Origin of the sequence: Achromobacter sp. Marseille-Q4962, from assembly GCF_943737005.1 — a bacterium.
GTDB lineage: Bacteria > Pseudomonadota > Gammaproteobacteria > Burkholderiales > Burkholderiaceae_B > Achromobacter.
Genome location: NZ_CALSFU010000012.1, coordinates 20,118 through 40,254 on the forward strand (window position 1 = coordinate 20,118; position 20,137 = coordinate 40,254).

General features: G+C 71.9%; 22 protein-coding genes. 6 read left to right on the forward strand and 16 right to left on the reverse strand.

Features of this window, described 5'->3' with window-relative positions; translation table 11 throughout:
- The first annotated feature begins 271 nt into the window (after positions 1-271).
- Positions 272-571 (forward strand): hypothetical protein, encoded by a 300-nt coding sequence (locus NGJ44_RS12115; RefSeq protein ID WP_053246829.1) that lies wholly within the window; start codon positions 272-274, stop codon positions 569-571.
- 15 nt (positions 572-586) lie between these two features.
- Here the strand turns inward: NGJ44_RS12115 and pdxR are convergent, their stop codons facing one another.
- The gene (pdxR, locus tag NGJ44_RS12120) at positions 587-2,038 is read right to left on the reverse strand and encodes a MocR-like pyridoxine biosynthesis transcription factor PdxR (RefSeq protein WP_251864055.1); all 1,452 of its coding nucleotides are present in this window, start codon (positions 2,036-2,038) and stop codon (positions 587-589) included.
- Between the two features lie 97 nt (positions 2,039-2,135).
- Here pdxR and NGJ44_RS12125 point away from each other — a divergent pair, with 97 nt between their 5' ends.
- The gene (locus NGJ44_RS12125) at positions 2,136-2,879 is read left to right on the forward strand and encodes a GNAT family N-acetyltransferase (protein WP_053245840.1); all 744 of its coding nucleotides are present in this window, start codon (positions 2,136-2,138) and stop codon (positions 2,877-2,879) included.
- A gap of 74 nt (positions 2,880-2,953) precedes the next feature.
- Here NGJ44_RS12125 and NGJ44_RS12130 read toward each other — a convergent pair whose 3' ends face one another.
- Genes NGJ44_RS12130 through NGJ44_RS12145 form a run of 4 tightly spaced genes read right to left on the reverse strand, consistent with a single transcriptional unit; the run spans position 2,954 to position 6,377 of the window.
- On the reverse strand, positions 2,954-3,898 hold the full coding sequence (locus NGJ44_RS12130) for a DMT family transporter (protein ID WP_251864056.1): 945 nt from the start codon (positions 3,896-3,898) through the stop codon (positions 2,954-2,956).
- A complete protein-coding gene (locus NGJ44_RS12135) occupies positions 3,898-4,233 on the reverse strand; it encodes a thioredoxin family protein (protein ID WP_053245830.1) in 336 nt (111 codons plus the stop codon). The genes NGJ44_RS12130 and NGJ44_RS12135 overlap by 1 nt, the downstream gene beginning before the upstream one ends.
- Positions 4,234-4,247: 14 nt before the next feature.
- Positions 4,248-5,513 carry an N-carbamyl-l-glutamate amidohydrolase ErtE gene (gene ertE, locus NGJ44_RS12140; RefSeq protein WP_251864057.1) on the reverse strand — a complete coding sequence of 422 codons (1,266 nt, stop codon included), beginning with the start codon at positions 5,511-5,513 and terminating at the stop codon, positions 4,248-4,250.
- Between the two features lie 54 nt (positions 5,514-5,567).
- Positions 5,568-6,377 (reverse strand): enoyl-CoA hydratase/isomerase family protein, encoded by an 810-nt coding sequence (locus tag NGJ44_RS12145; RefSeq protein ID WP_251864058.1) that lies wholly within the window; start codon positions 6,375-6,377, stop codon positions 5,568-5,570.
- Between the two features lie 134 nt (positions 6,378-6,511).
- On the opposite strand from NGJ44_RS12145, the gene NGJ44_RS12150 reads away from it, so the two are divergent.
- The gene (locus NGJ44_RS12150; RefSeq protein WP_251864059.1) at positions 6,512-7,426 is read left to right on the forward strand and encodes an SDR family oxidoreductase; all 915 of its coding nucleotides are present in this window, start codon (positions 6,512-6,514) and stop codon (positions 7,424-7,426) included.
- Here the strand turns inward: NGJ44_RS12150 and NGJ44_RS12155 are convergent.
- The gene (locus tag NGJ44_RS12155; protein WP_053245832.1) at positions 7,390-8,127 is read right to left on the reverse strand and encodes a TetR/AcrR family transcriptional regulator; all 738 of its coding nucleotides are present in this window, start codon (positions 8,125-8,127) and stop codon (positions 7,390-7,392) included. The genes NGJ44_RS12150 and NGJ44_RS12155 overlap by 37 nt on opposite strands.
- A 110-nt stretch (positions 8,128-8,237) precedes the next feature.
- On the opposite strand from NGJ44_RS12155, the gene NGJ44_RS12160 reads away from it, so the two are divergent.
- The 3 genes from NGJ44_RS12160 (at position 8,238) to NGJ44_RS12170 (ending at position 12,416) form a co-directional block, all read left to right on the forward strand.
- Positions 8,238-9,866, forward strand: a complete 1,629-nt coding sequence (locus tag NGJ44_RS12160) for an acyl-CoA synthetase (protein ID WP_251864060.1) — start codon at positions 8,238-8,240, stop codon at positions 9,864-9,866.
- Between the two features lie 163 nt (positions 9,867-10,029).
- On the forward strand, positions 10,030-11,886 hold the full coding sequence (locus tag NGJ44_RS12165; RefSeq protein ID WP_251864061.1) for a phosphoenolpyruvate carboxykinase (GTP): 1,857 nt from the start codon (positions 10,030-10,032) through the stop codon (positions 11,884-11,886).
- A 2-nt stretch (positions 11,887-11,888) separates the two neighbouring features.
- Complete coding sequence (locus tag NGJ44_RS12170; RefSeq protein WP_251864062.1) at positions 11,889-12,416, forward strand: DNA-deoxyinosine glycosylase; 528 nt, start codon at positions 11,889-11,891, stop codon at positions 12,414-12,416.
- 83 nt (positions 12,417-12,499) lie between these two features.
- Here the strand turns inward: NGJ44_RS12170 and ccmI are convergent, their stop codons facing one another.
- From ccmI to NGJ44_RS12220, 10 genes are read right to left on the reverse strand one after another with little or no spacing between them, the layout of a single operon-like run.
- Positions 12,500-13,819, reverse strand: coding sequence for a c-type cytochrome biogenesis protein CcmI (gene ccmI, locus NGJ44_RS12175; RefSeq protein WP_251864063.1), 1,320 nt, complete (start codon positions 13,817-13,819; stop codon positions 12,500-12,502).
- Positions 13,816-14,268: a cytochrome c-type biogenesis protein gene (locus NGJ44_RS12180; protein ID WP_251864064.1), complete on the reverse strand. Its 453-nt coding sequence runs from the start codon at positions 14,266-14,268 to the stop codon at positions 13,816-13,818. The genes ccmI and NGJ44_RS12180 overlap by 4 nt, the downstream gene beginning before the upstream one ends.
- On the reverse strand, positions 14,265-14,786 hold the full coding sequence (locus NGJ44_RS12185; protein ID WP_251864065.1) for a DsbE family thiol:disulfide interchange protein: 522 nt from the start codon (positions 14,784-14,786) through the stop codon (positions 14,265-14,267). Before NGJ44_RS12185 ends, NGJ44_RS12180 begins: the two co-directional genes overlap by 4 nt.
- Positions 14,786-16,792 carry a heme lyase CcmF/NrfE family subunit gene (locus tag NGJ44_RS12190; protein WP_251864066.1) on the reverse strand — a complete coding sequence of 669 codons (2,007 nt, stop codon included), beginning with the start codon at positions 16,790-16,792 and terminating at the stop codon, positions 14,786-14,788. The genes NGJ44_RS12185 and NGJ44_RS12190 overlap by 1 nt, the downstream gene beginning before the upstream one ends.
- Positions 16,789-17,241, reverse strand: coding sequence for a cytochrome c maturation protein CcmE (gene ccmE / locus NGJ44_RS12195; RefSeq protein ID WP_251864067.1), 453 nt, complete (start codon positions 17,239-17,241; stop codon positions 16,789-16,791). The genes NGJ44_RS12190 and ccmE overlap by 4 nt, the downstream gene beginning before the upstream one ends.
- A gap of 44 nt (positions 17,242-17,285) precedes the next feature.
- Positions 17,286-17,450, reverse strand: coding sequence for a heme exporter protein CcmD (gene ccmD, locus NGJ44_RS12200; protein WP_251864068.1), 165 nt, complete (start codon positions 17,448-17,450; stop codon positions 17,286-17,288).
- On the reverse strand, positions 17,447-18,211 hold the full coding sequence (gene ccmC / locus NGJ44_RS12205) for a heme ABC transporter permease CcmC (RefSeq protein WP_251864069.1): 765 nt from the start codon (positions 18,209-18,211) through the stop codon (positions 17,447-17,449). Before ccmC ends, ccmD begins: the two co-directional genes overlap by 4 nt.
- 7 nt (positions 18,212-18,218) lie before the next feature.
- Complete coding sequence (ccmB, locus tag NGJ44_RS12210) at positions 18,219-18,884, reverse strand: heme exporter protein CcmB (RefSeq protein WP_251864070.1); 666 nt, start codon at positions 18,882-18,884, stop codon at positions 18,219-18,221.
- Entirely contained in the window at positions 18,850-19,512 is a 663-nt protein-coding gene (ccmA, locus tag NGJ44_RS12215; RefSeq protein WP_251864071.1) for a heme ABC exporter ATP-binding protein CcmA, read from the reverse strand. Before ccmA ends, ccmB begins: the two co-directional genes overlap by 35 nt.
- Positions 19,499-20,125 (reverse strand): cytochrome c3 family protein, encoded by a 627-nt coding sequence (locus NGJ44_RS12220; protein WP_053246319.1) that lies wholly within the window; start codon positions 20,123-20,125, stop codon positions 19,499-19,501. Before NGJ44_RS12220 ends, ccmA begins: the two co-directional genes overlap by 14 nt.
- Positions 20,126-20,137 lie beyond the last annotated feature (12 nt).

Sequence of the window (20,137 nt, forward strand, 5' to 3'; positions counted from 1 at the left end):
GTGGGGGGCCGGCCATCCGGGGGCCGGCCATCCGGGGCCGGCCATCCGGGGCCGGCCGTCGGGCTACTGTATCGCCGGCCGGCGCGGCAAAGGGTAACAAAGGAAAAAAAGCGGTACGCGGCCCGCCGCGCCACGGCGGACGCTTTTGCGCTATGGTGGGTGTCCCCGTGTTTCCTAAGGCGCATGCCGTTCCGTTTCCGATGCCCCATCGCCATTTTCGCCCGGACCCGTCCGCTCGCGTCCCGAGCTTTCCCGACCGCGAGGCGGCCTGATGCCGGCGGAAGAAGGGTTTTTCGCATCGCTGGGCGGCATGATCGGCGGCGCGCTGCGCAGCGTGGTCGCCGGCCTGAAGTGGCTGCTGGGCGGGCTGGGCGAGGCGCTCGGCGACTTCTTTTCCGGCCTGTCCAGCGCCCTGGGCATGAGCCCCTCCCTCTTTCATTTCGCGCTGCTGGCGCTGGGGCTGACGTTTCTGTGGGCGGCGGTCAAGGCGCTGCTGCGCAGCGCGTTCCTGGCCTGCCTGTTCTGGCTGGTGCTGGCCGTGCTGCTGCTGGGCGGGCTGATCGGGGCGTGAGGCCGCGCGGGCCCGCTACGTCATCTGCCTGAGCAACCGGGCCAGGCGCTTGACCAGGGCGGGGTAGCGGCTGGCGTCCGTGTTGCCGTAGCCCAGCACCAGGCCGTTGTCTTCGGGGCGCGGCGCCAGCGCGAACGATGACAGCGCGCCCGGGTTCATGCCCGCCTGGCGCGCCTGGGCCGCCAGCGCGCGGTCGGGGAATTCCGGCGGCAGCCGCAACGTGAGATGCAGCCCGCCGTGCCCGCCCAGCACCTCGTGGTCCACGCCCAGGTGCGCGGCCAGCGCGTCGCGCAGCGCCGCCTGGCGCTCGCGGTACAGCCGGCGCATGCGGCCCAGGTGGCGCGCGAACTGCCCATTGCCGATAAAGGCCGCCATGGAGAGCTGGTCCAGCCGCCGGCCGCCGCGCAGCATCTCGGCGGCCGCCGTCAGCGTGGCGCCCGCGATGGCTTGCGGCAGCACCAGGAACCCCAGGCGCAGGGAAGGGAACATGGTCTTGCTGAACGTGCCCACGTAGAGCACGGGCGCGTCGGGCAACAGGCCCTGCATGGCCGCGATGGGTTCGCCCAGGTGGCGGAACTCGCTGTCATAGTCGTCTTCGATGATCCAGGCGCCGGCCCGCCGGGCGCGCTCCAGCAGGTCGAGGCGGCGGGCGAGCGACAGCACCGCGCCCGTGGGGTACTGGTGCGAGGGCGTGGTCTGGATAAGGCGCGGCGGCCGGGTCCATGCCGACTCCGGAATGACGATGCCGTCGGCGTCCACCCGCATGCCGGTCACGTCCAGGTCGCCGGCGTAGAAAGCCGCCTTGGCGCCGCGATAGCCCGGGTCTTCCAGCCACGCCGCGTCGCCGGGGTTGGTGAGCAGCTGCACGCAGAGCGACAGCGCGCCCTGCGCGCCTTCGGTAATGACGACGCCGGCGGCTTCGCAGCGCACGCCGCGCGATACGCGCAAATGCTGGGCTATGGCTTCGCGCAGAGCGGGCTCGCCCAGCGGGTCGCCGTAGTCCAGCGTGGCCGCGGGCGATTCGCGCAGCGCCCGCTCCAGCGCGCGCCGCCACGCGCCGAGCGGAAACTGGTCCAGCGCGGGCGTGCCGGCGGTGAAGGGCGGAGAGCCTGCGCGGGGCTGGCGGGCCTGGGTGATGCGTTCCAGGCGCCGGGCGGCGGCCGCCGCGGGAGCGGCCGGCCCGGGCGCACTGCGGACCGGCGCGCGCGACAGCGCGGCCACGCGGGTGCCCTGGCGGTCGGCCACCACATAGCCTTCGGCGGTGAGCTGTTCGTAAGCGATGAGCACGGTGTTGCGCGAAATGCCCAGCTCTTCGGACAGCGTGCGCGACGACGGCAGGCGGGCGCCCGCGGGAAACTGCCCGGCCAGGATGGCCGAGCGCAGCCGCTGGATGAGCTGGCGTTGGCGGGGCGGGGCGCCCGGTCGGCGGTCGAGCGGGCTGGCGAGCAGGGCGGCGGGAGAGATCATGGCTCCATCGAATATCATTGTCGTGGCACTTTTTATGATGCCACGGTTTCGCTATCGTGCCCGCATGCGCCAGGCGCGCGCCAACCGGAAGAACGACATGAAAGACTCTCCTGTCAGCCCAGTCCGCCTCAACGAATACCGGCAGCCCATCGGCCCGGATGTGCCCGGCTGGACGCCGCGCGCGCGTCCCCCGCGCGAGCCGGCGGCGGGCCGCTACTGCCGCCTGGAGCCGCTGTCGGCCGCGCGCCACGCGGCCGATCTATACCGCGCCTTCAGCCAGGCGCCCGACGGCCGCGACTGGACCTACATGGGCGTGGGGCCGTTCGCCAGCGAAGGGGACTACCGCGCCTTCGCCGAAAAGGCCGAGCGCGACGACGACCCGCTGCACCATGCCGTGATCGAACTGTCCACCGGCCGTGCCCTGGGCTCGCTGGCGCTGATGCGGGCAGACCCGGCGGCCGGCTCCATCGAGGTGGGTTTCGTCTCGTATTCGCCGGCGCTCAAGCGCACCCGCGCGGCCACCGAGGCCCAGTATTTGCTGATGCGGCGGGCCTTCGACGAGCTGGGCTACCGGCGCTACGAATGGAAGTGCGATGCGCTGAACGCGCCGTCGCGCTCGGCGGCGGCGCGGCTGGGGTTCCAGTACGAAGGCGTCTTCCGGCAGGCCACGGTCTACAAGGGCCGCAGCCGCGACACGGCCTGGTTTTCCATCATCGACCGCGAGTGGCCGGCGCTGCGCGCGGCGTACGAACGCTGGCTGGATCCCGCCAATTTCGACGCGGCGGGCGGCCAGCGCGCAACCCTGGCCCGCCTGATCGAGGAAGAAAAGGCGCGGCGCTAGGGCGTGTTGACGCTGAAAGGGGCCGTGCAAGGCGCCCGGGGCCTTGCGGCCGCGTCCGGCAGCCGCGCGGCGGATCAGTGCGCGCGGGCGCGCAGTTTCTCGCGCAGCAGCTCCGAGCCGCTTACCAGCGTGATGCCCGCCAGCACCAGCAGGGCCCCGGTCACGAAGGCGGCGTCCAGCGGTTCGTCCAGGATGAGCACGCCGAAGCTTACGCCGAAAATGGGCGTCATGAACGACAGCACCGACAGGCGCGAAGCCAGGTACCGCCGCAGCAGCCAGAACCAGGCCAGGTAACTGGTCAACGCGACCGCCACGGCCTGGAAGGCCACGCTGGCCACGGCCGGCGCGGTCGGGCGAAAACCCGCCTGGCCGGTGGCGGCGGCGTAGCCGATCAGCACGACCGCGGCCAGCGCCATCTGGTAGAAGAGCGTCTTGGCGGGCGCCGCCTCGGACAGGGCGGTGCGGCGGATGGCCACGGTGGTCGAGCCCCACAGCAGGCCGGCCAGCAGGCCCATGGCGTCGCCCAGCAGCATGTCGGCAGACGACGCGGCCGGGTCGCCGCCCCTGCCCAGGAACGCGATGGCGATGCCGCCGAAGGCCACGGCCACGCCCGCCCACTGCAGGGGCTTCATGCGTTCTTCGGGCAGGAGCGCGTGCAGCCCCAGCGCGGCGAAGATGGGCGCGGTATAGAGGAACACCGACATGTGCGAGGCGGTGGTGAGGTTCAGCCCCAGCGCCACGAAGACGAATTCGGCCGCGAACAGCGCGCCCACCGCCAGGCCCGCGCCCAGCGTGCCGTCGGACAGGGCGCGCCAGCCTTCGGCGCGCCACACCACGCACGCCAGCACCAGCGCGGCGAAGGCCGAGCGCAGGCCGATCTGCATGATGGGCGACACATCGGCGGCCACCAGCTTGATGGCGATCTGCTGGAACCCCCAGCAGACGCACAGCGCCAGCATGGCGCTGGCGGCCAGCGCGTCCAGGGGCAGGCGGGCCGGGCGGGCCAGGGGCGCGGCCATCAGGGCAGCTCCGCCGGATAGCTGTCCAGCGCCAGGCCGATCTGCCGGCGCAAATCCCATTCGGCCAGCGCGGCCTGCACCGGACCGTAGAAGGCGCCGTCGCGCACGGCGTACATGGCGGGCAGGTGAAAGACCTCGTAGCGCTCGACCAGGCCGCCGTTTTCGCCGGCGTCCACCCAGCACAGGCGCTGCACCGGCAGCTCCAGGCGCGGCAGCTGTTCGCGCGCGATGCGGCAGTTGCCGCAGGTGCGGCTGTAAAACACCAGCAGCGACAGGCCGGGCGCGTCCAGCAGATAGCGGTCGGCGTTGCCGTCGTTGAGTTCGATTTCTTCCATGCGGCCTCGCAGGGTCAGGCGCCGGCCAGGCGGCGGTCCAGTTCCAGCACGGTTTCATACAGCACGCAGGTCCCGTCCAGCAATTGCTGTGGCGTGATCGCCTCTTCGGGGCAGTGGCTGCGGCCGTCCAGGCAGGGAATGAAGATCATGCCCACGGGGCCGGTGCTCGCCATGTAGACGGCGTCGTGGCCGGCGCCGCTGGGCAGCCGCATGGACGCGTAGCCCAGGCGGTCGGCCGCGGCCTGCACCGCATCCATGACCAGGGGCGCGCAATCGGTGGGCCGGGCGCGGCTCAGGGGCGCCATGTCCGCCTCCAGCCGCAGGGCGCGCAGATCCTGCGCCACCTCGGCCATGACCGCTTCCGGAAACGCCTCCAGCAGCGCGTCGCTGTCGCTGCGCACTTCCAGCGTCATTTCCACCCGGCCAGGCACGGCATTGGCGGCGTTGGGCGTGAGCGCCAGCCTGCCCACGGTGGCCACCACGTAATGCGGATTGCCGCTGGCCAGGCTGGCGCGGCGGTGCGCCGCCTCGATGACACGCGCCGCGCCCACCAGGGCGTCGCGGCGGATGTCCATGGGCGTGGTGCCGGCGTGGTCGGGCTGCCCGCGCACCGTGATCTGCACCCGGCGGATGCCCACGATGTTGGTCACGACGCCGATGGGCAGGTCGCGCGATTCCAGCACGGGGCCCTGCTCGATGTGCAGTTCCACGAAGGCCGCGGTGCCGTCCGGACCGCGCAGCGGCGCGGAGAGGGCGGAGGGGTCGCCGCCGACGCGGGCGATGCCCGCGGCCAGCGTCTCGCCCTCGGGGTTGCGGGCCTGCAGCATGTCGGCCGAGAGCTGGCCGGCGAGCGCGCGGCTGCCGACACAGGAAATGCCGTAGTCGCTGGGCTCCTCGGAGAGAAAATCGATGACCTCGAAATCGTGCGCGAGCTGCACGCCGTGATCGCGCAGCGCATGGGCCACCTCGATGCCCGCCAGCACGCCGATGATGCCGTCGTAGCGGCCGCCGCTCATTACGGTGTCGCTGTGCGAGCCGGTGCTAATGGGCTTGCGGCGACCGTCCCGGCCGGGCAGCGTGCCCACCAGGTTGCCGCCGGCGTCCAGCCGCGTCCGCAGGCCGGCGGCCTCGAACTCGCGCCGCAGCCACAGGCGCGCCTCGTCGAACAGCGGCGTGAAGGCGCGGCGGGTCCAGGGCTGCCCGGGCAGCGTGTAGCGGGACAGGGTTTCGACGCGCGCCCAGAGGCGGTCCGCGTCCAGCGGGGGAAAAACGTGGGGCATGGCACTTCCTGAAAAATCGCCGCCGATTATGGCATGCGGCGGCAGGCCGCTCCGCTACCGCGGCGCCGCGCCGGGCGCGGCGGTCCAGGCCGGCCGGCGCTTTTCCAGGAAGGCGCTCACGCCTTCGCGCGCCTCGGCCGATTCGCGGATGGCCGCGATGCGCTCCACGGTATCGGCGATGAGGGCGCCGTCGATCGCGCGGCCGGCCACGTCGCGCAGCAGCCGCTTGCTGGCGCGCACCGCCTGCGGGCCGTTGCCGCACAGGGCGCGGCACACGGCCTCGGCGCGCTCGGCCAGGGCCTCGGCCGGACAGGTTTCGTGGACCAGCCCCAGGCGCAGCGCGGTGCCGGCGTCGAAGCGCTCGGCCGTCAGGAAATAGCGCGACGCCGCGCGTTCGCCGATCGCGCGCAGCACGTAGGGGCTGATGGTGGCCGGCAGCAGCCCCAGCCTGGCTTCGGAGAGGCAGAAGTGGGCCGAGTCGGCCGCGATGGCGATGTCGCAGGCCGCCGCCAGCCCCATGCCGCCCGCATAGGCGTCGCCGTTGACGGCGGCCACGACCGGTTTGGGGCAGGACCACACCGCGTGCAGCATGTCGGCCAGGCGCGCCGCGTCTTCGCGGTTCTGCTGGGGGGTGAGCGAGCCCATCTGGCGCATCCAGTTCAGGTCGCCGCCGGCGCAGAACGCCTTGCCCGCGCCGGTCAGCAGCAGCACGCGGACGGCTTCGTCGTCGGCCGCTTGCCGCACGGCCTGCGTCAGCGCGGCGATGAGGGTTTCGTCGAAGGCGTTGCGCACGTCGGGGCGGTTCAGGGTCAGCCGGGCCACCGGGCCTTCGCGCACGACGATCAGGGGCGGGTTGGGGCGCATCGCGGGTCTCCGTTTTGAATTTGTCTCAACTCTCCGTTCCCGGATGATAAGGGGGAAGGGGAAACCCGATGTTCGTTCAAAGGCGTCTGCGGGTCAAATATTGAGTTATCCTCAAAAAAACAAAGGAGCGAGACATGAGCAGGGATGCGGATCCGGCGCGCCGCCCGGGCGCGCGCTACGCCTCGGTATTCCGGCCCGGGCTGTTCGAGGGGCGCACCGTCCTCGTGACGGGCGGCGGCAGCGGCCTGGGTCGCTGCACGGCGCACGAGCTGGCATCGCTGGGCGCCGGCCTGGCGCTGGTGGGCCGCAAGCCCGAGAAGCTGCAGGCGGTGCGCGACGAGATCGCCGGCATCTATCCCGAGGCGGCCGGCCGCCTCAGCGTGCATGCCTGCGACATCCGCGACGAGGCGGGCGTGCGCGCCACGGTGGGCGCGGCGCTGCAACGCCACGGCGCGCTCCACGGCCTTTTCAACTGCGCCGGCGGGCAGTTTCCCGCGCCCCTGGAGCGCATCAGCCACAACGGCTTCGACGCGGTGGTGCGCAACAACCTGCACGGCACGTTCCTGATGTCGCGCGAGGTGTACACGCAATACATGCGCGGGCACGGCGGCGCCATCGTGAACATGCTGGCCGACATCTGGGGCGGCATGCCGGGCATGGGGCATTCCGGGGCGGCGCGCGCGGGCGTCTGGAATCTCACCGAGACGGCCGCCTGCGAATGGGCGCACGCCGGCGTGCGGGTGAACGCCGTGGCGCCGGGCTGGATCGCCTCCAGCGGCATGGACAGCTACGACGAGGACTACCGGGCCGTGCTGCGCGGGCTGCGCGACAAGGTGCCGCTGTCGCGCTTCGGCACCGAAGCCGAGGTGGCGGCGGCCGTGGTGTTTCTGCTGTCGCCCGCGTCGGCCTTCATCAACGGCACGGTGATGCGCGTCGACGGCGGCGTGCCCAACGCGCGCCATTCATGGACGCTGGCCCCGGCCGAGCGCGGCGAGACTTTCGACGGGTTTCCTCAGTATGCGCCGCCGTCGCTGTTCTCGGAGGCATGAAAGCGGTGCAGCGCTTCTTCGACGTCGGCGCGAAAGCGCGCCAGCGCGAGCGTGTCGCGCGGCGGCGGCTGCAGGGCCTGCCAGAGGAAATCGGTGAGCTGGTCGGCCGTGGCCGCCACGTCCACGCGCCGCTCGCGCAGGATCGCGTCCCAGAGCACGTGCTCCATGGGGCCGTACACCGACGAGCGCAGCAGCCGCAGGGGCATGTCGCGGCGGATCTGCCCTTCGGCCTGGCCCTGGGCCAGGATGCGCATGAGCGGGGCGGTGTAGCGCCGCTGCAGCTGGGCGTAGATGTCGGCGAATTCGTCGTCGCGCGCGCGGCCTTCCGACAGGATGAACGCGCACAGGCCCGGCCCCTCCGCCAGCAGGTGGCGCAAGTGGGCGTGCACCAGGTAGCGCAGCCGGGCGCGCGTGCCCTGCACACGCGGCAGGTCGTCTTCGACCTTGGCGATGATCTCGTCGTACCAGTCGCTGATGACGCGCACGCAGAGTTCGCGCTTGCCGCCGAAGTACGTGAAGATGGTGGCTTCGGACACGCCCAGCCGCTGCGCGATCTCGGTGGTGGTGCCGGCCTGGAAGCCGGCTTCGGCGAATACCTGGCGGGCGGTGCGCAGGATGTCGCGGATGCGCTGCTCGGACTTGGCGCTGGCGGGCGCGCGGCGCATCGGGGTGCGGGGCGGCGGGGCGGCGGATTTTTCCATGCGTGGATGCATTGGTGCGGGAAAGGCGGGGCTTATTATTGGACTGCGGCGTCCATGGCGGCAAGCCGGCCTTCCGCTGATTTTTCATAACGACGATACGAGACAAGATCATGCTGTCCAGAGCGCAATCCTACACAACCCTGGTTTCCGGATTCCGTTGGGAGGTTCCGCAACGGTACAACATCGGCGTGGACGTCTGCGCCAAATGGGCCGACGGCAGCGGACGGCTGGCCCTCATCTACGAGAAGAGCGACGGTTCCCAGGCGCGCTACAGTTTCGACGACATCCACGAGCAGTCCAATCGCCTGGCCCGCAGCCTGGAGCGCAATGGCGTGCGGCGCGGCGACCGGGTGGCGGTGTACCTGCCGCAGGCCCCCGAAACCGCCGTGACGCACATCGCCGTCTACAAGATGGGCGCGGTGGCCGTGCCGCTCTTCACCCTGTTCGGCGTGGACGCCATTCAGTACCGGCTGCAGAACAGCGGCGCGGCCGCGCTGGTGACGGACGCCGAGGGCGTGCGCCGGCTGGCGCAGATCCGCGACAGCCTGCCCGACCTCAAGGTGGTGTACTGCGTGGACGGGCCGGTTGCCGGCGGCCAGGCGCTGTCGTTCCACGACGCGCTGGCCGCCGAAAGCGGCGATTACACCGCCGTCGACACCGCGGCCGACGACCCGGCCGTCATCATCTACACCTCGGGCACCACGGGCAAGCCCAAGGGCGCGCTGCACGCGCACCGCGTGTTGCTCGGCCACCTGCCGGGGGTGGAGATGTCGCACGAGTTCTTTCCCGAGCACGCCCGCCTCATGTGGACGCCCGCCGACTGGGCATGGATCGGCGGCTTGCTGGACGTGCTGCTGCCGTCCTGGCACCACGGCGTGCCGGTGCTGGCGCGGCGCTTCGAGAAGTTCGACGGCGAGTCCGCCTTCGACCTGATGGCGCGCCATGGCGTCACCCACACCTTCCTGCCGCCCACGGCCCTGAAGATGATGCGCGCTTCGGCGCCGCCGGCGGCCGGCAGCCTCGGCCTGCGCTCGGTGGCCAGCGGCGGCGAGTCGCTGGGCGCGGAACTCATCGACTGGGGGCGGCGCGTGCTGGGCGTGACCATCAACGAGTTCTACGGGCAGACCGAGTGCAACATGCTGGTGTCTTCGTGCTCGTCGCTGTTCGAGCCGCGCATCGGCTCCATCGGCCGCGCGGTGCCCGGCCACCGCGTGGACATCGTGGACGACGCGGGCCGCCTCCTGCCCGACGGCGAAGAGGGCAACATCGGCGTGCTGCGGCCCGATCCGGTCATGTTCCTCGGATACTGGAACAACCCCGAGGCCACCCGGGAAAAGTTCGCGGGCGAGTACCTGCTGACCGGCGACCAGGGCGTGCGCGACGCCGACGGGTTCATCCGCTTCGTGGGCCGCAAGGACGACGTGATCACCAGCGCGGGCTACCGCATCGGCCCGGCGCCGATCGAAGACTGCCTCATTTCGCATCCGGCGGTGCGGATGGCCGCGGTGGTGGGCATGCCGGATGCGCAGCGCACGGAGATCGTGGCCGCCTTCGTCGTGCTCAACGACGGCTACGAGGGCAGCGACGAGCTGGCCCGCGCGCTGCAGGATCACGTGCGCACCCGGCTGGCGGCGCACGAGTATCCGCGCCTCATCCGGTTTGTAACCAGTTTGCCCACCACGGCCACCGGAAAGATCATCCGCAAGGCGCTGCGCGATGCCAGCGCCGGCCAGGGCTGACGGCGCGCACGCCCCGCGGGGCCGTCTCAACCCGTGACAAACTCCCCCATAAGGATGGGTTGACGGGCAGCCCTGCGCTGCCGGTATGATGGCCTCACACACGATGCGGCCGCCTCCGGTTGGGGGCCGCATCATCCCTATTCTTTGTATGGAGACAGGTCCGATGAATAAGCCTTTGGATGGGGGACTGGCAGCCTTGAACGTGCCCGCCTGGGTGCGGCACCGCGGTCTGGTCGACTGGGTTGCCCGCATCGCCGCCCTGGCCAAGCCCGATCGCGTCGTATGGTGCGACGGTTCGCAGCAGGAGTACGACCGGCTGTGCCAGGAAATGGTCGAGGCCGGCACGCTGCGCAGGCTCAACCCCGCCAAGCGGCCGAATTCCTATCTGGCCTGGTCCGATCCCTCGGACGTGGCCCGCGTCGAAGACCGTACGTTCATCTGTTCCGACCGTCCCGAAGATGCCGGACCCACGAACAACTGGTCCGACCCGGCCGAAATGCGCGACACGCTCAACGGGCTGTTCGACGGCGCCATGCGCGGCCGCACCATGTACGTGGTGCCGTTCTCCATGGGACCGCTGGGTTCGGACATCGCCCACATCGGCGTGGAGCTGTCCGACAGCCCCTATGTGGTTGCCAATATGCGCATCATGACGCGCATGGGCAAGCAGGTCTACGAAGTGCTGGGCACGGACGGCGAGTTCGTGCCCTGCGTGCATTCGGTGGGCAGGCCGCTCGAACCGGGCGAGGTGGACGTGCCCTGGCCCTGCAACCCCACCAAGTACATCGTGCATTTTCCCCAGACCCGCGAAATCTGGAGCTACGGCTCGGGCTATGGCGGCAACGCGCTGCTGGGCAAGAAATGCTTCGCGCTGCGCATCGCCTCCACCATGGGACGCGACCAGGGCTGGCTGGCCGAGCACATGCTCATCCTGGGCGTGACCTCGCCCAAGGGCCGCAAGTACCACGTGGCCGCCGCCTTTCCGTCCGCCTGCGGCAAGACCAACTTCGCCATGCTGATCCCGCCGCAGGGCATGGACGGCTGGAAAGTCACCACCATCGGCGACGACATCGCCTGGATCAAGCCCAGCGCCGACGGCCGCCTGCGCGCCATCAACCCCGAGGCCGGCTATTTCGGCGTGGCCCCGGGCACCAGCGAGCAGACCAACTTCAACGCCATGGCCACGCTCAAGGCCAACGTCATCTTCACCAACGTGGCGCTCACCGACGACGGCGACGTCTGGTGGGAAGGCATGACCGACACGCCGCCCGCCCATCTCACCGACTGGCAGGGCCAAGACTGGACGCCCGCCATCGCGCGCGAAACCGGACGCAAGGCCGCGCATCCCAATGCGCGCTTCACGGCGCCGGCCTCGCAGTGCCCCTCCATCGACCCCGAATGGGAGAACCCGGAAGGCGTGGTCATCGACGCCTTCATCTTCGGCGGACGGCGCTCCACCACGGTTCCGCTCGTCACCGAGGCGCGCAACTGGGTCGAGGGCGTCTACATGGCCGCCACCATGGGCTCCGAAACCACCGCCGCCGCCGCGGGGCAGCAGGGCGTGGTGCGGCGCGATCCGTTCGCCATGCTGCCGTTCTGCGGCTACAACATGAGCGACTACTTCGCGCATTGGCTCAAGCTGGGCCGCCAGCTCGAAGACGCCGGCGCCACGCTGCCCCGCATCTACTGCGTGAACTGGTTCCGCAAGGGGCCCGACGGCAAGTTCGTATGGCCGGGCTTCGGCGAGAACATGCGCGTGCTGCGCTGGATGCTGGGCCGCATCGACGGCGAGGCCCAGGGCGTGGACCAGGTCTTTGGCGTGTCGCCGCGCTATGGCGACATCGACTGGACCGGGCTGGAATTCAGCCCCGACAAGTTCGAGCAGATCATGTCCGTCGACGCCGACGCCTGGCGCCGCGAACTGGCGCTGCACGAAGAACTCTTCGGCCAGCTCGCCCAGCGGCTGCCCGAAGACCTGCCCGAAGCCAAAGCCCGCATCGAAAGCCGGCTGGCGGCGTAGGGGTGGACGCGCCGCCCTCCCGCGGCGCGGTCCAGGGCTTCGCTCCCGTGGCCGCGCCGGATGCGCGGATCCTGGTGCTGGGGTCCATGCCCGGGGTCGCGTCGCTGCGGCGCGCGCAGTACTACGCGCATCCGCGCAATGCGTTCTGGCCCATCGCGGCGGACGCGCTGGGCTTCGATGCCGCGCTGCATTACGACGCCCGGCTGCGGGCGCTGCGGGCGGCCGGCGTGGCGTTGTGGGACGTGCTTGCCGGCTGCGTGCGCCCCGGCAGCCTGGACGCCGACATCCGCCGCGAGGGCCTGGCGCCCAATGATTTTCCGGCGTTTCTGGCGGCGCATGCCGGCATACGGCGCATCTGCTTCAACGGAGCCAAGGCGGCGGCGCTTTTCGCGCGGCATGTGCGGCCCGCGCTGCCGCCGCGGGCGCAGGCCCTGGAATTCGTGGCGCTGCCGTCCACCAGTCCGGCGCATGCGGCCATGCCTTACGAAGAAAAACGCCGGCGCTGGCGCGAGGCGCTGACCGGCGTCTGAGCCGGCCCGGGCGGGCCTCGGCAGGCCCGGGAAACGGACCCGGCAAGGCCGCGGCGCAGGGCTGCGGGCGTTTCCCGGCGGCCCTAGCGCGCGCCCGCGCCTTCGGCGGGGCCTGCCTTCAGTTCCAGCCCCTCGGCGGGCACCGGCACGTTTTCCACGATGCCCGCCAGGTCGCCCGGCTGCGCCATGGCGTTGCCGCTGCGGCTCACGCGGATCTCCACGTCGACCCGCTGGGCGCCGGACAGCCGCGCCTGCGGCGACATCGCCAGGCTGTCGTCCAGCACGAAGTCGCGCGGCAGGTCCGCCGCGCGCAGCCGCAGCACGGCCAGCGGCATGCGGGATCCCCCGGCCGGGCGGGCGAGAATGAATACCGTATCGTCCGGCCGGACCCGCGCGGCGGCGGCGGGCGCGATGCTCGCGCGCCCCGCGATGCGGGCGGCGGCGCCCGGGCGGGCCGGGGAGGCGGAACCGGTGCCGGTCCCGGCGTTGGCGGCGGCCGGGCCTTCGGCCCTGGCAGCGGCTTCGCGCGCGGGCAGCGGTCGCGCCATCGGGTCCGGGCCGGCGGCGGCCCTGGCCCGGGCGATGTTGGACTCGATCTGGCGGCTGGCTTCGGAGCCGGGCGGCAGCTGGGGGCGCAGGCGTTCCCAGTAGGCCAGCGCCTCGACCGGATCGCCGCGGCGCAGCGCCATCATGCCCGCCAGGGCGAGCGCCTTGGGCTGGTCGGGCTGCGCGGCGAGCGCCTGCGCCACCGCGGCCACCGACTCGGCGTCGGGCTGGCCGCCCTGTTGCGACAGCCTGGCATCGGCCAGGTCCGCCAGCACCGCGGGCTGGCCCGGCACCAGGCGCAGCACTTCGCGGTAGGCGGCCACCGCGTCGCCGTAGCGTCCCAGGGTTTCGTACGAGCGGGCCAGCGTGTACCAGCCGTCGGCGTCGTCCGGCGCGGCGCGCAGGCGCCGCGCCAGCGCGAAGATGGCGAGGTCCATGTCGTCTTCGGAGCCGGCGTGGGCGGGCGCGCCCTGGGCCGCGGCGGCGCTGGCGGCCGCGCGCGGGTTGCCCAGCTTGCCATAGAGCAGCGCGGCCGCCAGGGGCAGGCCCAGCGCCAGCGCGCAGGCGGCGGCCAGGCTGGCCCGGCGGCCGGCCGGGCCGCCGCCGGGGGCGTCGCGCCGGGCCATGTCCTGCAGCAGGTCGCGCTGCAGTTCTTCTTCGGCGCGCATGTGCGCGTCCGCGCTGAGCGCGCCTTGCTGCCGGTCGCGCCGCAGTTGTTCGCGCTGGGCCGCATAAAAAGCCCGCAGGCTGTCGGCGGAGCGGGGGCCCGCGGGCGGCCCGCGGCGCAACAGCGGCACGATGAGACAGCACAGGCTGCCCAGCAGCAGGGCCACGACGGCAAGCCAGAGCGCGTTCATGGGCCGGAATCCAGGTAGCGGGCGGCGCGCGCCCGTTCGTCGGCGGTGAGCGGCGCGCGCGAGGCCGGCCGGCGCGCCACGGCGCGCCACAGCGCCGCCAGGCCCAGCGCCAGCAGGGCGAAGGGGCCGATCCACAGGAGCCAGGTCAGGGGCTTGAACGGCGGGTCGTAGCGCACGAAATCGCCGTAGCGCGCCTGGAAGAAGCGCATGATCTCCTCATCGCTGCGGCCCTGCGCGAGCTGGTCGCGGATGATCCGGCGCATGTCGCGCGCCAGCGGCGCGTTCGATTCGGCCAGGGTCTGGTTCTGGCACACCATGCAGCGCAGGCCGTGCGCGAGCCGGTCGGCCCGTTCGCGCAGCGCGGCGTCGGCCGGCGCGCCGGGGGCCGCGGGCGCGGGCGAGGGGCCGAACAGCGCCAGGCAGAGCAGCAGGGCGGGCCAGGTTTTCATCGCAGCGCCTCTATTATCGGCAGCAGGCGCTTTTCCCAGATGCCGGGCGTGATGACGCCGAGCTGCTTGTAGCGGATGCGGCCGTTGCCGTCGATGAGAAAGGTTTCCGGCACGCCATACACGCCGTACTCGATGCCGACCCGGCCGTCGGTGTCGCTGGCCGAGGCGCGGTAGGGGTTGCCGTTGCGCCGCAGCCATTCGGCCGCGGCCCGGGGGTCGTCCTTGTAGTTCAGGCCGTAGATGGGAATGCCGGCGCGCTGGCCGAGGTCGCGCAGCACGGGCAGTTCCTGGCGGCAGGGTTCGCACCACGAGGCCCATACATTGAGCAGCCACACCTGTCCGCGCAGGGACTGCACCTCCAGCCGCTGTTCCGGGGCCTGCAGCAAGGGCAGCCCGATGGGCGGGGCGGGGTGGTCGATGAGCGCGGAGGGCACCGCGCGCGGATCGCGCGACAGGCCCATGCCCAGCAGCAGCGCCAGGGCCAGGAACACGGCCAGGGGCAGCAGGGTGCGGCGCATCAGCCGCCCTCCCGCGCCGAGGCCGGCAGCGAGGCCGGGCGCAGGCGCTGCGATGCGTCGGCCGCGCGGGCCTGCCGGTAGCGCCGGTCGGCGGCGGCCAGCACGCCGCCCGCGGCCATCAACAGGCAGCCGCCCCAGATCCAGGCCATGAAAGGCTTGACCTGGATGCGCACGGTCCAGGCTTGCGCGCCCACCGGCTCGCCCAGCGCCACGAACAGGTCGCGCGTGAAGCCGCTGTCGATGCCGGCCTGGCTGAGCGCCATGTTCTGCACCGTGTAGAGGCGTTTCTCGGGGTAGAGCGTGACCGCCGGCCGGCCGTCGCGCGTGACGCGGAACACGGCGCGCTGGGCGCTGTAGTTGGGGCCGGCGGCCGGCCCCACGCTTTCGAAGAGATAGCGGTAGCCGCCGGCCTGCGCGCTTGCGCCGATTTCCAGCTTGAGTTCCTGCCGGTCCTCGTAGCCGTTGGCGAGCGTGACGCCGGCGATGAACACGCCCACCCCCGCATGGGCCAGCAGCATGCCGTACCAGGCGCGCGGCTGGCGGCGCAGCCGCAGCGCCCAGCGTCCGTCGCCGTCGGTGAGCCGTTGCCAGGCATGCGTCCAGGCGCTGGCGACGGACCACGCCGCCAGCCACAGGCCCAGCACGATGGGCAGCGAGGCGTGCCAGGCGCGGCCCGGCAGCGCGAAAGGCAGCAGCAGGGCCGTGGCCAGGCTGACGGCGAAGGCGATGCGCAGGCGCTGCGCGAGTTCGGGCACGTGCGCCTGCTTCCAGCGCGCCACCGGCCCCACGCCCATGAGGAAAACGGCCGGCGTCATGAGGGGCACGAACACGGCCTCGAAATAGGGCGGCCCGATGGATATCTTGCCCAGCTCCAGCACGTCGAGCACCACCGGGTACAGGGTGCCCAGCAGCACCGACGCGGCCGCCACCGTCAGCACCACGTTGTTGACCAGCAGCAGCGATTCGCGCGACAGCACGGCAAAACCGCCGCCCAGCCCGACCGTGGGCGCGCGCCAGGCGTACAGCGCCAGCGAGCCGCCCACCGCCACGGTCATGAAGCCCAGGATGTACAGCCCGCGTCCCGGATCCACGGCGAAGGCGTGCACCGAGGTCAGCACGCCCGAGCGGACCAGGAAGGTGCCCAGCAGGCTCAACGAAAAGGCGCAGATGGCCAGCAGCACGGTCCAGCTCCGGAAGGCGCCGCGCCGCTCGGTGACGATGAGCGAATGGATGAGCGCGGTGCCGGCCAGCCAGGGCATGAAAGAGGCGTTTTCCACCGGATCCCAGAACCACCATCCGCCCCAGCCCAGCACGTAGTAGGCCCAGGCGCTGCCCAGCAGGATGCCCAGCGTCAGGAAGGTCCAGGCCGCCAGCGTCCAGGGACGCACCCAGCGCGCCCAGAGTGCGTCCAGCTCGCCCGAGAGCAGCGCGGCGATGGCGAAAGCAAACGCCACGGAAAAACCCACATAACCCATGTACAGCATGGGCGGATGCACGATCATGCCCGGATCCTGCAGCAGGGGGTTCAGATCGCGCCCGGCCATGGCCGGCGGCACCAGGCGCTCGAACGGGTTGGAAAGAAAGAGCAGGAAGAGCAGGAATCCCACGCTGATCCAGCCCATCACGGCCAGCACACGGGCGGCGAAGGCCGGCGGCAGGCCGCGGCTGCACAACGCTACCGCGAGGGTCCAGGCCGACAGCAGCAACAGCCACAGCAGCACCGAGCCCTCGTGTCCGCCCCAGACCGCGGCAAAACGGTACGCGGCGGGCAGGTCGGCATGCGAATTCGCGGCCACGTAGACCACCGAATAGTCGTTGTCCAGAAAGCTCCAGGCCAGGCAGCCGAAGGCCAGGGCCACCAGCAGGAACTGCCCGGCGGCGGCGGGCCGCGCGACGTTCATGCCGGGCGCCCAGCCCGCCGCCGCGCCCGCGAGCGGCAGCACGCCCTGGGCCAGCGCCACCAGCAGGGCCAGGATGAGGCTGAAAAGCCCGATCTCGGGAATCATCGGGCCTCTCCTGGCCGCGGGCCGGGCGCCGAGGCCCGCCGTACCGCGTCGGCGGCCTGGGGCGGCATGTAGTTTTCGTCGTGCTTGGCCAGCACCTCGGTGGCGCGGAACACGCCGTCGGGCTCCAGCCGGCCCGCCACCACCACGCCCTTGCCCTCGCGGAACAGGTCCGGCAGCAGGCCCTGGTAGCGCACCGGCACCGCGTGCGCCGTATCGGTGACCACGAAGCGCAGCGTGACGCCGTCGGCCTCGCGCCGCAGCGAGCCGCGTTCCACCAGGCCGCCCAGGCGGTAGCTGCCGCTCTGGGGCGCTTCGCGCGCCGCCACCTGGCTGGGGCTGAAGAAGAAGACCAGGTTCGATTGCAGCGCGTTGAGCACCAGGGCGACAGCCAGGGCCAGCAGGCCCAGTCCGCCCGCCAGCGCGAGCGCGCGCCGCGCGCGCGGGCTCATCGGAGCTTCGCCGCGCCGCGCGTTCCCCGGCGGCCGGGCGAGGCTCATGATGGTTCTCCCGCGCGCCGGCGGGAACCGGCGCGCCGGCGGCGCCGGCCCGCGCGCCACAGCATCCATGCCTCCAGCCCCAGCAGGGCCAGGAAGACGCCATAGGCTCCCAGGAGGTAAGGGCCGTGGCCGCCCGGCGAGAACAGCGCGTCCCAGCTCATGGCCGCTCCCGCGCCGCCGGGGGGTCGCGCCGGGCGATCAGGGTTCTGGCCCGCGCCAGCGCCGCCGCGGCGCTGTACAGCCAGCACGCGGCCAGCATCAGCAGCGTGGCCGCGAGCATGATGCGCGTCATGCTGGGGGCGCTGTCCAGGCGGATGGACGCGCCCTGGTGCAGCGTGCTCCACCACTGCACCGAGAAATAGATGATGGGGATGTTGACGACGCCGGCCAGCGCCAGAATGGCGCCGCCGCGGTCGGCGCGCGCCTCGTCGTCCGCGGCCGCGGCCTGCAAGGCCATGAAGCCCAGGTACAGGAACAGCAGGATCAGTTCGGAAGTCAGGCGCGCGTCCCACACCCACCACGTGCCCCAGGTGGGTTTGCCCCAGAGCGCGCCGGTCCAGAGCGTGAGAAAGGTGAAGAGCGCGCCCGTGGGCGCCAGCGCGCGCATCATCACGAACGACAGCCGGGTATGGAACACCAGGCCCAGCGCGCCGTACAGCGCCGTCAGCACGTAGAGGAACATCGACATCCAGGCCGCCGGGACGTGGATGAACAGAATGCGGTAGACCTCGCCCTGCTGGCTGTCCACCGGCGCCACCGCCAGCCCCAGATACAGGCCCGCCACGGCCAGCACGGCCGCTGCCGCGGCGAACCGCCGCGCCAGCCGGCCGGCCAGCGGATAGAAGTGGACGGGGGAGGCATAGCGCAGCCAGCGGCCGGAGGCGGAAGCGCGGGATTGCGGCAGGGCGGGATGTTTCTGCATGCGCGCCTCAGTCCAGCGCCACGCGCAGCGCGGCCGCCGCGCTCCAGGGGCAGAGCAGGATCGCCAGGCACAGGAACGCGCCCAGCAGGGACAACTGCGGCCCGGCGCCCAGGCCCGCGCTGGTGGCCGAGACGGCGCCGCTGCCGAAGATCAGCACGGGCGCGTACAGGGGCAGCACCAGCAGCGGCAGCAGCGCGCCGCCGCGCAGGCCGAGCGTAAGCGCCGCGCCCAGGCCGCCGATGAGCGCGAGCGTGGGCGTGCCCAGCAGCAGGGACAGGGCCAGCACCGCCAGCGCGGACGGCGGCAGGCCGAACTGCAGGGCCACCACGGGGCTGGCGAGCACCAGGGGCAGGCATGCGCTGAGCCAGTTGGCCGCCAGCTTCACGCCCACCAGGAGCGGCAGGGGCAGGGGCGAGAGCAGCCATTGCTCCAGCGCGCCGCTGTCGTGGTCCTGCGCGAAGGGCCGCTGCAGCGTGAGCAGAATGCCCAGCAGCGCGCAGACCCAGAGCACGCCCGGGCCGATGGCGGCCAGGCGTTGCGGGTCGGGGCCCACGGCCAGCGGAAACAGGCTCGCGGCCACCACGAAGAACAGCGCGGCCCCCAGCGTTTCCGCGGGCCGTCTCCAGGACAGTCGGATTTCACGCAGCGTGAGCTGCGACAGCGTGGCCAGCATCCGGTTCGTCCATGTCCAGGGTTTGCGCGCCGGCGGCGGCCAGCCTGTGCGAGGCCAGCACCGCCACGCCGCCTTCGGCGCGGTGCGCGGCCAGCGCCGCGTCCAGCAGCGCCAGGCCGTCGGCGTCCAGGCCGGCGTCGGGTTCGTCGAGCAGCCACAGCGGTTTGCCGCTGCCGGCGATGGCCGCCAGCGCCAGCCGGCGCCGCTGTCCCTGCGACAGCCTGCCGGCCGGCAGGTCTGCGCAGGCCGCCAGCCGCCAGCGTTCCAGCGCCGCCTCCAGCCGCGCGGCGGGCAGCGGCGCGCCGGCCACGTGCAGCGCGCAGGCGAGGTTCTCGCGCGCGCTCAATTCGGGGCTGAGGCCGTTGGCGTGCGCCAGATAGGCCATCTGCGCGCGGTAGGCGCCCGCTTCGCGGGCCGTGTCCAGGCCGCGCCAGCGCAGGCTGCCCTGCGCGGGCCGCAGCAGCCCGGCCAGGGTGCGCAGCAGGCTGGTCTTGCCGCTGCCGTTGGGGCCGCGCACCAGCAGCAGCTGGCCGCCGGGCAGCTCGAAGTCCAGCGCGCGGCCGCAGCCGCGCCGGCAGCGCAGCCCGCGCGCCGCCAGCAGGGGCGGGCCGGCCTCAATGGGGCGCATTGCCCGTCTCCGCGCCCATGCCCAGCTTGGAGGCCAGGTCGGGCGGTATGGGCGGCAGCGTGTGGGCGATGCCCTTGTGGCAGTCGATGCAGGTCTTGCTTTTGTCGGCCAGGTAGGTCGAGTGCATGTTCTGCGCCCGCACGCTCTGCCGCGTGAAGTCCATGGAGTCGTAGTTGTGGCAGTTGCGGCATTCCAGCGAATCGTTGGCCTTGAGGCGGGCCCACTCGTGCTGCGCCAGTTCCAGCCGCTTCTCCACGAACTTCTCGCGGGTGTCGATGGTGCCGAAGATCTTGCCCCACACTTCCTTGGATGCCTGCATCTTGCGCGCGATCTTGTCGGTCCAGTTGTGCGGCACGTGGCAGTCGGAGCAGATGGCCCGCACGCCGGAACGGTTCGTGTAATGGATGGTGCTCTTGAGCTCGGCGAAGACGTTGTCGCGCATCTCGTGGCAGCCGGTGCAGAATTTCTCCGTGTTGGTCAGTTCCATGGCGGTGTTGAACGCGCCCCAGAACAGCACGCCGCCGATGAAACCGCCCACCGTCAGAAAGCCCAGGCTGAAGTGCACGCTGGGGCGGGTGATGACTTTCCAGTAGCGCTTGATGAGATCGAGCATGGCGGGCTCCGT